The sequence below is a fragment of the Novosphingobium pentaromativorans US6-1 genome (assembly GCF_000767465.1).
Classification (GTDB): Bacteria; Pseudomonadota; Alphaproteobacteria; order Sphingomonadales; family Sphingomonadaceae; genus Novosphingobium; species Novosphingobium pentaromativorans.
This window is the reverse complement of sequence record NZ_CP009291.1, coordinates 1,430,394-1,442,541: the sequence shown is the minus strand read 5'-3', so window position 1 is coordinate 1,442,541 and position 12,148 is coordinate 1,430,394. Positions and strand designations below refer to the sequence as shown.

Annotated in this window: 12 protein-coding genes; 3 read left to right on the top strand and 9 right to left on the bottom strand. The window is 65.7% G+C overall.

Annotation, left to right across the window (positions count from 1 at the left end; all coding sequences use genetic code 11):
* Positions 1-9: 9 nt before the first annotated feature.
* Complete coding sequence (locus JI59_RS06680; protein ID WP_007013539.1) at positions 10-1,236, bottom strand: MFS transporter; 1,227 nt, start codon at positions 1,234-1,236, stop codon at positions 10-12.
* A 177-nt stretch (positions 1,237-1,413) separates the two neighbouring features.
* On the opposite strand from JI59_RS06680, the gene JI59_RS06675 reads away from it, so the two are divergent.
* The gene (locus JI59_RS06675; protein WP_038577158.1) at positions 1,414-2,181 is read left to right on the top strand and encodes a COG4705 family protein; all 768 of its coding nucleotides are present in this window, start codon (positions 1,414-1,416) and stop codon (positions 2,179-2,181) included.
* A 98-nt stretch (positions 2,182-2,279) separates the two neighbouring features.
* Here the strand turns inward: JI59_RS06675 and JI59_RS06670 are convergent, their stop codons facing one another.
* From JI59_RS06670 to cobA, 5 genes are read right to left on the bottom strand one after another with little or no spacing between them, the layout of a single operon-like run.
* Positions 2,280-3,077: a phosphoadenylyl-sulfate reductase gene (locus tag JI59_RS06670; protein WP_007013541.1), complete on the bottom strand. Its 798-nt coding sequence runs from the start codon at positions 3,075-3,077 to the stop codon at positions 2,280-2,282.
* A 40-nt stretch (positions 3,078-3,117) separates the two neighbouring features.
* The gene (locus JI59_RS06665) at positions 3,118-3,549 is read right to left on the bottom strand and encodes a DUF934 domain-containing protein (protein WP_007013542.1); all 432 of its coding nucleotides are present in this window, start codon (positions 3,547-3,549) and stop codon (positions 3,118-3,120) included.
* The gene (locus JI59_RS06660) at positions 3,542-5,176 is read right to left on the bottom strand and encodes a nitrite/sulfite reductase (RefSeq protein WP_038575683.1); all 1,635 of its coding nucleotides are present in this window, start codon (positions 5,174-5,176) and stop codon (positions 3,542-3,544) included. Before JI59_RS06660 ends, JI59_RS06665 begins: the two co-directional genes overlap by 8 nt.
* Complete coding sequence (locus tag JI59_RS06655) at positions 5,176-5,472, bottom strand: DUF2849 domain-containing protein (protein WP_007013544.1); 297 nt, start codon at positions 5,470-5,472, stop codon at positions 5,176-5,178. Before JI59_RS06655 ends, JI59_RS06660 begins: the two co-directional genes overlap by 1 nt.
* Positions 5,469-6,284, bottom strand: coding sequence for a uroporphyrinogen-III C-methyltransferase (gene cobA / locus JI59_RS06650; RefSeq protein ID WP_007013545.1), 816 nt, complete (start codon positions 6,282-6,284; stop codon positions 5,469-5,471). The genes JI59_RS06655 and cobA overlap by 4 nt, the downstream gene beginning before the upstream one ends.
* Positions 6,285-6,523: 239 nt before the next feature.
* Here cobA and JI59_RS06645 point away from each other — a divergent pair, with 239 nt between their 5' ends.
* Positions 6,524-7,204 carry a helix-turn-helix domain-containing protein gene (locus JI59_RS06645; RefSeq protein ID WP_007013546.1) on the top strand — a complete coding sequence of 227 codons (681 nt, stop codon included), beginning with the start codon at positions 6,524-6,526 and terminating at the stop codon, positions 7,202-7,204.
* Positions 7,205-7,489: 285 nt separating this feature from the next.
* On the top strand, positions 7,490-8,386 hold the full coding sequence (locus JI59_RS06640) for a GGDEF domain-containing protein (RefSeq protein WP_238532551.1): 897 nt from the start codon (positions 7,490-7,492) through the stop codon (positions 8,384-8,386).
* A gap of 31 nt (positions 8,387-8,417) precedes the next feature.
* Here JI59_RS06640 and JI59_RS06635 read toward each other — a convergent pair whose 3' ends face one another.
* From JI59_RS06635 to JI59_RS06625, 3 genes are read right to left on the bottom strand one after another with little or no spacing between them, the layout of a single operon-like run.
* On the bottom strand, positions 8,418-9,518 hold the full coding sequence (locus JI59_RS06635) for a mechanosensitive ion channel family protein (protein ID WP_007013548.1): 1,101 nt from the start codon (positions 9,516-9,518) through the stop codon (positions 8,418-8,420).
* Complete coding sequence (gene metC, locus JI59_RS06630) at positions 9,515-10,735, bottom strand: cystathionine beta-lyase (protein ID WP_007013549.1); 1,221 nt, start codon at positions 10,733-10,735, stop codon at positions 9,515-9,517. The genes JI59_RS06635 and metC overlap by 4 nt, the downstream gene beginning before the upstream one ends.
* A 22-nt stretch (positions 10,736-10,757) precedes the next feature.
* A complete protein-coding gene (locus tag JI59_RS06625; protein WP_007013550.1) occupies positions 10,758-12,026 on the bottom strand; it encodes a hypothetical protein in 1,269 nt (422 codons plus the stop codon).
* Positions 12,027-12,148 lie beyond the last annotated feature (122 nt).

The window sequence follows — 12,148 nt, the reverse complement described above, 5'->3', positions numbered from 1 at the left end:
CCGCAAGCATCAGGCCAGGGCGGGCTGCAGGTCCACCTGCTTGCGATGCTGCGTTATCGTCACAATGAAGATGCCGAGACCGGCAAGTGAAAGCGCGGCGCCGATCCATCCGGTCGACGTGAGGCCATAGCCCGCCGTGATCGCCAGCCCGCCCAGCCATGGGCCAAGGGCATTGGCGATGTTGAAGGCGCTGTGGTGCGCTGCGGCGGCCAGCGCCTGCGCCTCGCCGGCAACGTCCATCAGCCGGGTCTGGAGGATCGTGCCGAGCCCGCCGCCGAAACCGATCAGTAGGATGACCGCAGTGAGGCTCCAAATATTGGCCGCCGCCAGCGGGAACAGCGCAAGGGCGACCGCGCTCCACAGCAGGGCACCTATGGCCGCGCGGTTCTGGGCGCGGTCGGCGGCCCAGGCCCAGAACAGGTTGCCCACCGTCATGCCGACGCCGAACACGGCCAGGATCACCGGCACCATGCTTTCCGAGACGTGGGTGACCTCGATCAGGGTCGAGGCGACGTAAGTATAGACGGCAAAGAGGCCGCCGAAGCCGATGGCGCCGGTCAGCAGCGTCAGCAGGACTTGCGGGCGGCGCAGTGCGCCCAACTCGCGCATCGGGCTGGCGCCTTTCGCGGCAGTCTGGTGCGGCGCGAACAGCGCGACGAGAGCCATCGTCAGCAGCGCAAGGCCCGATACGACGGCAAAGCCGCTGCGCCAGCCCATTGCCTGGCCGAGCCAGTTCGCCAGCGGCACGCCGATGATCGTCGCGACCGTCAAGCCGGACATGACCAGCGCAACGGACTGCGCGCGCCTGTTCGATGGCACCAGCGAGGCTGCGACGAGCGCGGCGACCCCGAAATAGGCCCCATGCGGCAGGCCGCTGAGAAATCGGAAGAGCAATAGCAGGTCATAGCTTGGGGCCATGGCGGACAGGCCGTTGCCCAGCGCGAACATGGCCATGAGCCCGATCAGCAGCGCGCGGCGCGGCAGCTTCGCGGCCAGTACCGCGATGACCGGAGCGCCCACCACCACGCCCAAGGCATAGGCGCTGATCGCATGGCCGGCCTGGGGCTCGGTAATCCCCAGATCGCGGGAGAAATAGGGCACCAGGCTCATCGCCGCGAATTCGGTCGTGCCGATCGCGAAGGCACCCATTGCCAGCGCCAGTGTGACGAGAAAGGGGTGGACCGCGCGGGCGGAGGCGCCGCTCGACTCGTTGATGCTGCACTGCGGTATGGACATGTTCGCGATGTAGTGCCCTGCGCCAGCGAGGGTAAGGGCAGCGGCCTTGCGTTTATCTCACGCCCCGGTTCTTTCCATGCAACCGCAAGCGACCCTTGAAAAATCTGGGCAGGCACTGAGGAATGGGCCGTCCCGCGGCATCATGCAGAGACGTGCAATTCGATGCGGCGAGGCATGATGGGACATAAGGCGACGAAAGTGCCGGCGATTACGCTGGGTTTCTGGATCATCAAGATTCTGGCGACGACGCTGGGCGAAACCGGCGGCGATACGCTGTCGATGACTTACGACCTTGGCTATTGGCTGAGCACCCTGGTATTTTTCGTGCCGCTCGTCCTCCTGATCCTGGCCCAGGTGCGGGCTGTGCAGTTTCGCCCCTGGCTTTATTGGGCGACGATCGTGGCCTCGACCACGGCCGGCACGACAATGGCCGACTTCGCCACCCGCTCGCTTGGTATCGGTTATCCCGGCGGAACGCTTGTTCTGGGAGCCTTGGTGATCGGCTCGCTGCTCGTCTGGAAAGCCGTGAATGGCTCGGTGTCGGTCGATACGGTCGTTTCGGCGCGTACGGAGGCCTTTTACTGGCTGACCATCACATTTTCGCAGACCCTTGGAACCGCGCTGGGAGACTGGGCCGCCGATGACGGCGGTCTGGGCTATCTGGGAGGCGCGGCCCTTTTCGGCGGCCTGCTGCTGGGGCTCGTTGCGCTTTGGGCTTTTACCCGGGCGAACCGCGTGGCGCTGTTCTGGGCGGCATTCGTGCTCACTCGCCCGCTGGGCGCCACCGTTGGCGATTTCCTCGACAAGCCGCTGGCGCAGGGCGGGCTCGATTTCAGCCGCCCGATCGCAACGGCGGTGCTGGTCCTCGGCATCGTCCTGCTGATTGCAGTTCTGCCGCAAAGGGCAGGGAGGCACCCCGGCGGCACCGCGCCCGCGACAAGCTGATCCGGACCCGACGTCAGGCGGGTAAGCCCCCTTCCTTGGGCGGAATCACAAGGGCGCGGTTACGCAGCCGGGTTGGCAGTGGGGTCGCTAGGGAGCCCTTAGAGGCCCGGGTCGAATTCCGGTGCAACCTGCTCGGTATGGTCGGGGGTGTGATGCGCGACGTGGATGCCGCACTCGGTCTTGTCCCAACCGCGCCAGCGGCCCGAACGCGGGTCTTCGCCCGGTGCGACCTTGCTGGTGCACGGCATGCAGCCGATCGAGGGATAGCCTTCGGCCACCAGCGGGTGCGGCGGCAGGTCGTGCTCCTCGATATAGGCGGCAATCCGTTCGGGCGACCAGTCGATCAACGGATTGATCTTGAGGCGGCCCTGTTCGTCGGTCGTGTCGATCTCGAAACGCGGCAGCGTCGCGCGGGTCGAGGCCTGGAAAGCCTTGCGTCCCGTGATCGAGGCATCCAGGCCGAGCAGGGCCTTGGCCAGCGGCTTCACCTTGCGGATGTCGCAGCAGCCGTCCGGATCGTAGGACCAGCGCAGGCCGGATTCGTCCTTCTTGGCCAGTTCCTCGGCATCCGGGGTCAGGTTGCGCAGGTCCTTGAGGCCAAGGCGCTCGATCAGCAGGTCACGGTAGGCGAGTGTCTCGGGGAAGTGCTTGCCGGTTTCCAGGAACAGGACCGGCACGCCGGGGTCGACCTGCGAGACGAGGTGGAGCAGCACCGCGGATTCCGCACCGAAGCTGGACACGATCCCGACATCGCCCGCCATGCCTTCCTTGAGCACCGTCTCGAGCATTTCGATCGTGTCGGTACCGCGGAAGAGGCGGTTGAGGCGCACGGCATCGGCCTCGGCAAAGCGGGGGCCGGTGTCAATGCGGTCGCGGATGCGTGTCGCTTCGGTCATATCGGAAATCCTCGGTGAAGCTCCGGGTCTGGCGCCGGCCTCAGGCCGGGTGCCGTAGCGCCCAGATAGGCTGGCGGCCGTCAGCCGTCGCCTGATAGACGTTGTCCCAACGCTCGAACGCGTTCTGCGCGTCGGTCGGGTTGAGCGGCTTGTCGGGTGCGAAAGCGTCGAAGCCGCAGCGCTTGAGATGACTGAGCATGTCGATCACGACATCGCCCACGGCGCGGATCTCGCCGGTAAATCCCGCTTCGCGCAGGACCCGGGCCGAGGAATAGCCGCGCCCGTCGGTCCATGCCGGGAAATTCACTTCGACCAGCGCAATGCGGTCGAGGTGGGGCAGCAGGTCGCGGGCGTCGTCGCCCGGCTCGATGCGCACGGCCGAGGCATTGCTCTGCTCGGTGAAAGCATCGACCGTGACGGCGGGATCGTTGACCGCTTCATCGTCACGGAAGCGGAACTGGACATCAACCATAGATAGCCTCCTTGAACGGATCCATGCCGATCCGGCGGTACGTGTCGAGGAAGCGTTCCCCGTCCTCGCGGTTGGAGAGATAGACTTGCGTGGCCTTTTCGACGGCATCGACGATACCGTCCTCGTCGAAGCCCGGGCCGGTGATCTTGCCCAGTGACGTGTCGGCGCCTTCCGAGCCGCCGAGCAGAAGCTGGTAGTTCTCCACGCCCTTGCGGTCGACGCCGAGGATGCCGATGTGGCCCGCGTGGTGGTGGCCGCAGGCGTTGATGCAGCCGGAGATCTTCAGCTTCAGCTCGCCGATCTCGGCCTGCTTCTCGGCGCTGCCGAAGCGCTCAGAAATCTTCTGCGCCACCGGGATCGAGCGGGCATTTGCAAGGCTGCAGTAGTCGAGGCCCGGGCAGGCGATGATGTCGCCCACGGTGTCGAGGTTGGCGGTCGAGAGACCGGCCTCGTCGAGCTTCTGCCACAGCGTGTAGAGGTCGGCCTTCTTCACGTGCGGGAAGACGATGTTCTGGGCGTGGGTGACGCGCAGTTCGTCGAAGCTGTAGTCCTTGGCGAGCTGGGCCATCAGGCGGATCTGGTCGGCCGAAGCGTCGCCCGGAATGCCGCCCACCGGCTTCAGCGAGACAGTGGCGATGATGTAGCCGGCCTGCTTGTGTTCCTGGCAGTTGCGCTCCACCCAGAGGCGGAAGTCGGGATCGGTCAGGTCGAGTTCGTCGGACAGGCCGGTTTCGTAGGCGGGGTCGACGAAGTACTGCTTGATGCGCTCAAGCTCGGCCAGCGGCGGCTCGATGCCCTGCGACATCAGGTGTGCGAACTCTTCCTCGACCTGACGCGTGTATTCTTCCTTGCCCAGTTCATGGACGAGGATCTTGATGCGCGCCTTGTACTTGTTGTCGCGGCGGCCATAGCGGTTGTACACGCGCAGGCACGCCTCGGAGTACGTGATCAGCTGGTCGAGCGGCACGAATTCGCGGATGACCGGCGCGATCATCGGGGTGCGGCCCATGCCGCCGCCGACGTAGAAGCGCGCGCCGATCTCGCCGGCGTCGTTCCTGACCATCCTGATGCCGATGTCGTGCAGCTTCATCGCCGCGCGGTCGGTCTCGCTGGCAATGACGGCGATCTTGAACTTGCGCGGCAGGGTGAGGAATTCCGGGTGGAAGCTCGACCACTGGCGCAGCAGCTCGGCATAGGGGCGCGGGTCGATCACTTCGTCCGCGGCCGCACCGGCGTACTGGTCCGAACTGATGTTGCGGATGCAGTTGCCGCTGGTCTGGATGGCATGCATCTCGACCGAGGCGAGGTCGGCGAGGATGTCAGGCGTGTCTTCCAGCTTGATCCAGTTGTACTGGATGTTCTGGCGGGTGGTGAAGTGGCCATAGCCGCGGTCGTACTTGTCCGCGATGTCGCCCAGCATCTTCATCTGCGTCGAGTTGAGGGTGCCGTAGGGCACCGCAACGCGCAGCATGTAGGCGTGCAGCTGGAGGTACAGGCCGTTCTGCAGGCGCAGCGGCCGGAACTGGTCCTCGGTCAGGTCGCCGTCGAGGCGGCGCTTCACCTGGTCGCGGAATTCCGCGACGCGCGTGTCGACCATCTGCTGGTCGTATTGGTCGTACTTGTACATCAGATCACCCAGTTCACGGCTTCGGGTTCGGACGGCTTGAGCGTCAGGTCGGGGCGCACGGTGGGGCCCAGGGCGCGGATGCGGTCCTTGATATGGGCGGGGCGAACGCCCTCGGCGTCCTTCTGGCCGTCGATGATATAGGCGGCGAAGACGTTCTGCGCGCCTTCCTCGCGGGCGATGACCGCCGCGCCATGCTCGCCGACATCGGCCGATTCGTTGACGTCCAGCGACCAGCCCACGCCGGTCCACCAGATGACCGCTCCGGTCTTCAGGTCGTTGCCCGTAAGAATTTTCACTGCCCTATCTCCATGTTCTGGGCCTCAAGCGCCAGGGCGCGAATGGAATTGTCGGTATCGCCGGATTCGGCGCGTGCGACGTCGCCGATAACGATGAGGGCGGGACTTTGCACCCTCTCATCGCGAACAAGGTCGGCAAGGCCGGCCAGCGAGGCGCGCAGCACGCGCATCTGCTTGCGGGTCGCGTTCTCGATGACGGCGATCGGAACCTCCGGCGTCAGGCCGTCGGCGATCAGCTTTTCCGAGATCTGGGCGGCGGTGGCCAGGCCCATGAAGATCACCAGGGTGCGGCCCTTGCCGGCAAGGCCCGACCAATCCTGATCGGTAAGGCCCTTGCACTGACCGGCGACGAACGAGACGATCGAGGCGTGGTCGCGGTGGGTCAGCGGGATCTGTGCCGCCGCCGATGCGCCCAGCGCCGAGGAGATGCCGGGCACGACCTCTACCGGGACCCCGGCAGCGCGGCAGGCTTCGGCTTCTTCGCCGCCACGCCCGAAGACGAAGGGATCGCCGCCCTTGAGGCGCACGACGTCGTTGCCGGCAAGCGCTTCCTTCACCAGCAGGTCGCAGATCGCCTCCTGCTCCATGGTGTGGCGCGAGCGGCTCTTGGCGACGGAGATCAGGCGCGCCGACGAGCGGGCCATGGCGAGGATCGCCGGATCGACAAGGCCATCGTGCACGACGAGGCCGGCCGACATCAGCAGCCGCGCGGCGCGCAGCGTCAGCAGGTCCGGATCGCCCGGGCCTGCGCCGACGAGATAGACGGTGCCGATGCGGCCTTCCTGACCGGTAGTGGCGGGATTCGCTTGCATGGTGCGCCATGTGGCCGCGATGGCCCGCCATTGCCAGCCATAATGGCTTTCGAGGGGGTAAGGGGAGCTTTAGGGCCCGGTTGCGACGAACCGTTGAAGCTGCCGGCGGGCGCAATTCCGCCGGTTTCACATGCCTCGTCAATCAACTGAAGGACCTCCGGCCGGACTGCTGAGGGCCTCCTAACCAAATCTTAACCGTAAGGGGTGACGATTTGGGGATCTTTCAGGAGGTTACGTGCATGGCCATTGCCGCCCAATTCGATGAACTACCGGTCGATGCGGCCCGACCGCGCGCGCACAGGCGCAAGCTGCGGCTGGAAGCGCGCGGCGCGCTGGAGTCCGGCACCGAGACCTCTGTCGTCATTCATAACCTTTCCGAATCGGGCATGCTCATGGAGAGCAAGACCGAGCTGGAGATCGGCGAGGCCATCGACCTCGATTTTCCCGAGGCGGGCCAGGTCCACGCGACGGTGGAATGGGCAAGCGGCGCGCTCTACGGCTGCAGCTTCGACAAGGCGCTGTCCGCATTCGCGCTGAGTGCGGCCCAGCTGCGCGGCGCGGTTGAACCGGGTGCCGAGACGGACAGCGGTGCCAAGGTCCAGAGCGTTGCCGCGATCGGCGGCGAAACGCTGGGCGAACGATTGCACCGCCTGCGCAAGCTGCGCGGCATGACCCAGGGCGAACTCGCCGAGAAGCTGGGCGTCAGCAAACCGACCGTATGGGCCTGGGAACAGGACCGTGCGCGGCCGATCGAGGATCGCATCGAGCCGATTGCACAGGCTCTGGGCGTCACGGCGTCCGATCTCAAGCCGACTCGCACGATCGTCGGCCTGCCCGAGCTGATCGCGCGCTGCCGCAGCCAGATTGCCGAAGCGGTCGAAACGACTCCGGAGAAGATCAAGATCATGATCGAGCTGTGAAGCTGCATCTTTCCCAAGATTCAGAGGCTTGGAGGGATCGGCCCCGTAAGCCTTGTGCATAAAAGATGGTTAACCGGCCCAACCCCTGAGAATCCCGCTTTTCCGTTCCGTTTTTCGATGTTAAATAACTGAATATTAAGGAAATATTTAGTTTCGTTAGGTAACAGGGCTAACGCGACGGATGTTTCCGTCAGTTATCGGCGGAAAGTGCACAGGGGCTGCAGCGGCCCAGCCGCACTTCCCGTCCGACAGGGAAGCGAGAGTCCGGGGCTTATGACGATGGGCATGAATTTCACGGTACAGGAGACTTCGGCACTTTACGGGTTGCTGGCTGAAAGCAGCTCGGATGTGATCCTGAAGACGGACCGGGAAGGTTTCATCGTTCACGCCTCACCGGCGTTTGAGCGGATGGGTTTCCGCATTCCCGGCTCGCTGATCTCACCCAACCTGCTCGACATCGTCGAAACCTCGCACCGCGATATCGTCGGTCGCGCACTTTCTGATGCGCTCGACGGGCGCGACGTGGGCAAGTGGGTCGAATTTCCGGCTGTCACCGCCGACGAACGCCAGCACTGGTTCGAGATCCAGGCGCGCGCCCTGCGCGACGACGAGGGCGAGATCTACGGCGCTCTCAGCATCATGCGCAGCATTGATGAGCGCCGCCAGCTCAAGGACCAGCTCTTCGCCGCGACTTATACCGATCCGCTCACCGGCCTGACCAACCGCGCCGCCTTTATCTCGATGCTCGAGCACATGATCGAATCGGATATGGACGGGTGCCTGGCGCTGTTCAGCATCGATTTCTTCCGCACCATCAACATGAAGTACGGCCAGTCGACCGGGGACGAGGTCCTGCGGGTCTTCGCCGATCTGCTTCGCGAGATGCTGCGGGCCGAGGACATCATTTCAAGGATCGGTTCCGAGCGTTTTGCCGTGCTGTTGCCGCGGACCTCTACCGAGCAGGCGCAGGCGATCTGCCATCGCGTGGTGACGACGCTGGCCGAACTGCGCCAGAAAGTGGGCGAGAGCCGCCTTGCCATCACCGCCAGTGCCAGCATCGCCCACATCGGCGACAACCTCGACCGGACCATCGAGCGGGCCGAGCTTGCGCTGTTCTGCGCCAAGGCAAAGGGGCGTAACCGCCTCGAACTGGAAAAGGAACGTCCCGTAGCCACGCACTGAGCGTTCGGGCTGCGCGTTCGGGGCGGACGGATCAGGCTTCGGGCCCGGGTCCTGCGTTCTTCCCGTTGCTTGCCTTGCTCTCGCGCATGGCCTCGATCAGGTCGCGAAGCGCCTCGTTCTGGCGCAAGTTGATGTCGCGCTGCGGGAACGGAATCTCGATGCCGTGCTCGTGGAACAGGTGCCACAGGTTCTTGAGCACCGCCGAGCGCACGTTTCCGGTGCCTTCCTCGGGATCGGTGATCCAGCAGTGGATGATGAAATTCACCGAGCTGTCGCCATAGGAATCCAGCCATGCGGTGGGCGGCGGCGCTGCCAGGATGCGCTTCACGCCGCGCGCCGCTTCCAGCATCAGTTCCTCTGCCTTCACGATATCGGCATTGTAGGAGATGCCGACCGGCACCTGAATGCGCACGTTCTTGGATGAGTAGGACCAGTTCTCCACCTGATTGATCATCAGGTTTTCATTGGGAATCAGGTATTCCTTCTGGTCGCGGGTCGTAAGCGAAACCGCACGAATGCCGATGCGGCGGATCTGGCCGAAGGTGGAATTGCCCGCCTGGTCGGTGATGGCGATGACGTCTCCGGGCTTGATCGACTTGTCCATCAGCAGGATGATTCCCGCAATCAGGTTGCCGAAGGTCTTCTGCAGGCCGAAACCGATGGCCAGACCGAAAGCACCGGAAAAGACCGCGAAGGCTGTCAGGTCTATGCCCAGGACATCGATGCCCACGAGGATCGCGATGCCCCAGATGACGAGGCTGACCATCTTCTCGGCCAGGAGGTGCTGGGTCGTGTCGAGCCGGCTCATGCGGCCGATCACCCTTGCGGCGAACTTGCTGGCAGCCCAGGCGACCGTGATCACGAGGGCAAGGACCAGCATGATGACGATCAGGTCCCACACCGATATGCGCGTCCCGCCGACCTGCAACGCCAGGCTATCGAGCGAGTTGATGATGTCGCCGATGGTGCCGCTTTTTGACGCAACGGCGTTCTTGAGCCCATCGGCCCCGGATATCGGCTGATCGTCTATCGGGGTGGGCGTAGGGACCGGGACCAGCACGCCGGGATCGACCGCGCTGGTCGAATCGGACAGAGGCGTGCCCGCCGCCGCGGGATCGAGCGGGGCGCTCACGATCCCTGCATCCGCGCGAGCGCCTGTTCGATGTCGGCGATAAGGTCGTTCGGGTCTTCCAGCCCGATCGACAGGCGCACGCCGTGGCAGTCCTGCGGATCGCCGCCGCGCGGCGGCCAGGCCATGCATGTGCGATAGTGCGAAGGCTCTATCGGCAGGGCAAGGCTTTCGTAGCCGCCCCAGGAATAGCCGATCCCGAACAGCTCCAGCGCATCGATGAAGCGGTTGCGGCTTGCCCCGTCGCCGCCCTTGAAGGTGAAGCTGAACAGGCCGCAGCCGCCGGTGAAGTCGCGCTTCCAGAACTCATGGCCGGTCGATCCGGGCAGCATCGGGCACAGGACCTGCGCGATTTCGGGCCGCCGCGAGAGCCATTCGGCAATGGCGAGAGCCGAGGCGGTTTCCTGCCCGAGCCGCAAGTTGAGCGTGCGCAGGCCGCGCAGGGCCAGCGATGCGTCGTCGGGCGAGACGACGGTGCCGAGCTGCTGCGCGCGTTGGCGCAGTTTCGCATAGAGTTCCGGCCCCGCGCTGGCACAGCCCATCATCAGGTCCGAGTGCCCGCCGACATGCTTGGTGAGGGCCATCAGGCTAATGTCCACGCCCTTGTCGAGAGCGGCGAAGCCCAGCGGTCCGGCCCAGGTGTTGTCGAGCACCGATACCGCGCCTTTCTCGCGGGCGATGCGGGCGAGCGCGGGCACGTCGCACACTTCCATCGAGAGGCTGCCCGGCGCTTCCAGCAGGACTGCGCGCGTCTTCTGGCAGAACAGGGCCTCGTAGGCGGACATGTCGAGCGGGTCGAAAAAGCGGGTCTCGACGCCAAGGTCGTGGAGCAGGCCCCTGCCCATGGCCCGGCTCGGGTCATAGGCGTTGTCGGTCATCAGCAGCACGTCTCCGGGCCGCAGCAGGGTCAAGAGAACGCCGGCGATGGCCGCCACGCCGGAGGGGTAGAGCACCGTACCGGCGGCACCCGGTTCGATTTCGGTCAGCGCATCGCACAGGGCCCACTGCGTGGGCGCGCCGCGCCTGCCGTAGAAAAACCGACCGTCCTCGTTGCGGCGCGGACCTTCCGCGAGGTCCTTCGTGCTAACGTACAAGTGCGTGCTGGCACGCCAGACCGGCGGGTTGACGACCGCCCCGGTCCATTCCCTGCGCCGGCCGGCTCCGACCAGCTTCGTGGCATGTGCCTTGTTTTTCAGCCCCGTTGAATCGCTCAAGATCATCTCCGCTGTCGCGCGGAGAAGCCTAGCCCGCTGCGCGTTGAGGGTCGAGAGGCAAGGTCCCCGTTTGCAAGGGTATTTGCCGTGCGGCCTCGATTTCGCGGGCTGCAAGCGGCTCGAAGGTGCGCGGGCCGGTGTCGGTGCGCAAGGGTGACAGGCCGGTGCCGCTGCCCGGAATGCCAAGTGTGAAGACACGGCGCAGCGCCAGTCCATCGGCACCGGTCAGGCACAGGCGCACCAGCGGCACGAAAAGCGCCGCGCCGCCCTGGCGCATGGCGCGGATCTCGGCCAGCGGCAGCTGGATCTCGCCCTTGAGCTGCGCTGTCCCGCCGGCTTCAAGGCCCCGCAGTTCATGAAGCCGGGCCATGTCCTGCACTTGCGGGGCCAGCTGCTGATCCTGCGAGAGCGAGGCGTGGGCGGAAATCATGTCTCCCGACACCGTGACCGGCCCGCGCGCTTCCTCGGCAGTGAGCGTGAGGCGGTACTGCAGCGTGGCGTAGAACAGCGAGAGGCGCATTGCGACCGGTTCGAGATCGACGCCAATTTGCGCTGGGCTGCCCGCGGCAGGGGCCGGGCGTGGCGGTACGACCGGTTTGCGCGGAGCCGGCGTGAAGGCGGGTTCGGGCAGCGGACGCCTCGGTGCGGAATCGGGCGTCGGCGCGGCATCGAGCGGGGGTGCGGCAGGGGGGCTCTCCGGCTGCGCCTCGGCAGTGGTCTCGCCGGTTTCTTCCCACTCCAGGTCCTGCGGACGACGTCGGCGCAGGAGGAACAGCGCCAGGGCAATCGCGGCGATGCCTGCGGGAAGCGCCCACCACCATGCGGGCCACGACGGGGGCTCGGCGCCGAAGGCTTCGGGCTCGATTGTCTGCGGGGCAGGGGGGTGTTCGGGCTGCGCAGAGGGCTCGACGGGCACGGCGCTTTCGCTTGCGGTCGGCTCCGGGGCGGGGACCTGCGCTGCCGGGCGCTGCGAGGGTGAGGGTCGGGAGGGCGTGGTCGTCTTGGGCGTGGCGGGCTTGGCCGCCGCGCGTGCGGTGGGCTCGGCAGGCGGAGGCGGCGGCGCGGTGACCAGTGGAGCCGGCGTCGGACTGGCGGCAGGTTTGGCCGACGGAGCGGTCTCACCGGTTTCCGGGCGAAGGATCGGATGCTGGGCGTCGACCGGCCCTTGCGGCGCAGGTGCGCTGGAGGCCGAGTCCGGTTCGGGCAAGCTCCACGAGCCGACCGGCTGCGCATGTCCGATGACAGGTGTGCCCGCCAGCAGCAGCGCAAGAGTGATGCGAGTGTGAGTCCCGTTCAAGCCCCTCATGCGCGAGCCATCACAGGATTCTCGCTGAACCGAAAGTTAATGCGCGGGCTCTCCGCGCCGAGCCGTTGCGGCCTGCCGCCAAACCGGCGCTTGCTTGCTTCCGTCGCTGCCAT

Coding starts and splice junctions, on each gene's coding strand:
- JI59_RS06645 (WP_007013546.1), top strand. CDS start 6,524: ATGGCCATTGCCGCCCAATTCGATGAACTACCGGTCGATGCGGCCCGA.
- JI59_RS06640 (WP_238532551.1), top strand. CDS start 7,490: ATGAATTTCACGGTACAGGAGACTTCGGCACTTTACGGGTTGCTGGCT.
- JI59_RS06680 (WP_007013539.1), bottom strand. CDS start 1,236: ATGTCCATACCGCAGTGCAGCATCAACGAGTCGAGCGGCGCCTCCGCC.
- metC (WP_007013549.1), bottom strand. CDS start 10,735: ATGATCTTGAGCGATTCAACGGGGCTGAAAAACAAGGCACATGCCACG.
- JI59_RS06670 (WP_007013541.1), bottom strand. CDS start 3,077: ATGACCGAAGCGACACGCATCCGCGACCGCATTGACACCGGCCCCCGC.
- JI59_RS06660 (WP_038575683.1), bottom strand. CDS start 5,176: ATGTACAAGTACGACCAATACGACCAGCAGATGGTCGACACGCGCGTC.
- JI59_RS06665 (WP_007013542.1), bottom strand. CDS start 3,549: ATGGTTGATGTCCAGTTCCGCTTCCGTGACGATGAAGCGGTCAACGAT.
- JI59_RS06675 (WP_038577158.1), top strand. CDS start 1,414: ATGGGACATAAGGCGACGAAAGTGCCGGCGATTACGCTGGGTTTCTGG.
- cobA (WP_007013545.1), bottom strand. CDS start 6,284: ATGCAAGCGAATCCCGCCACTACCGGTCAGGAAGGCCGCATCGGCACC.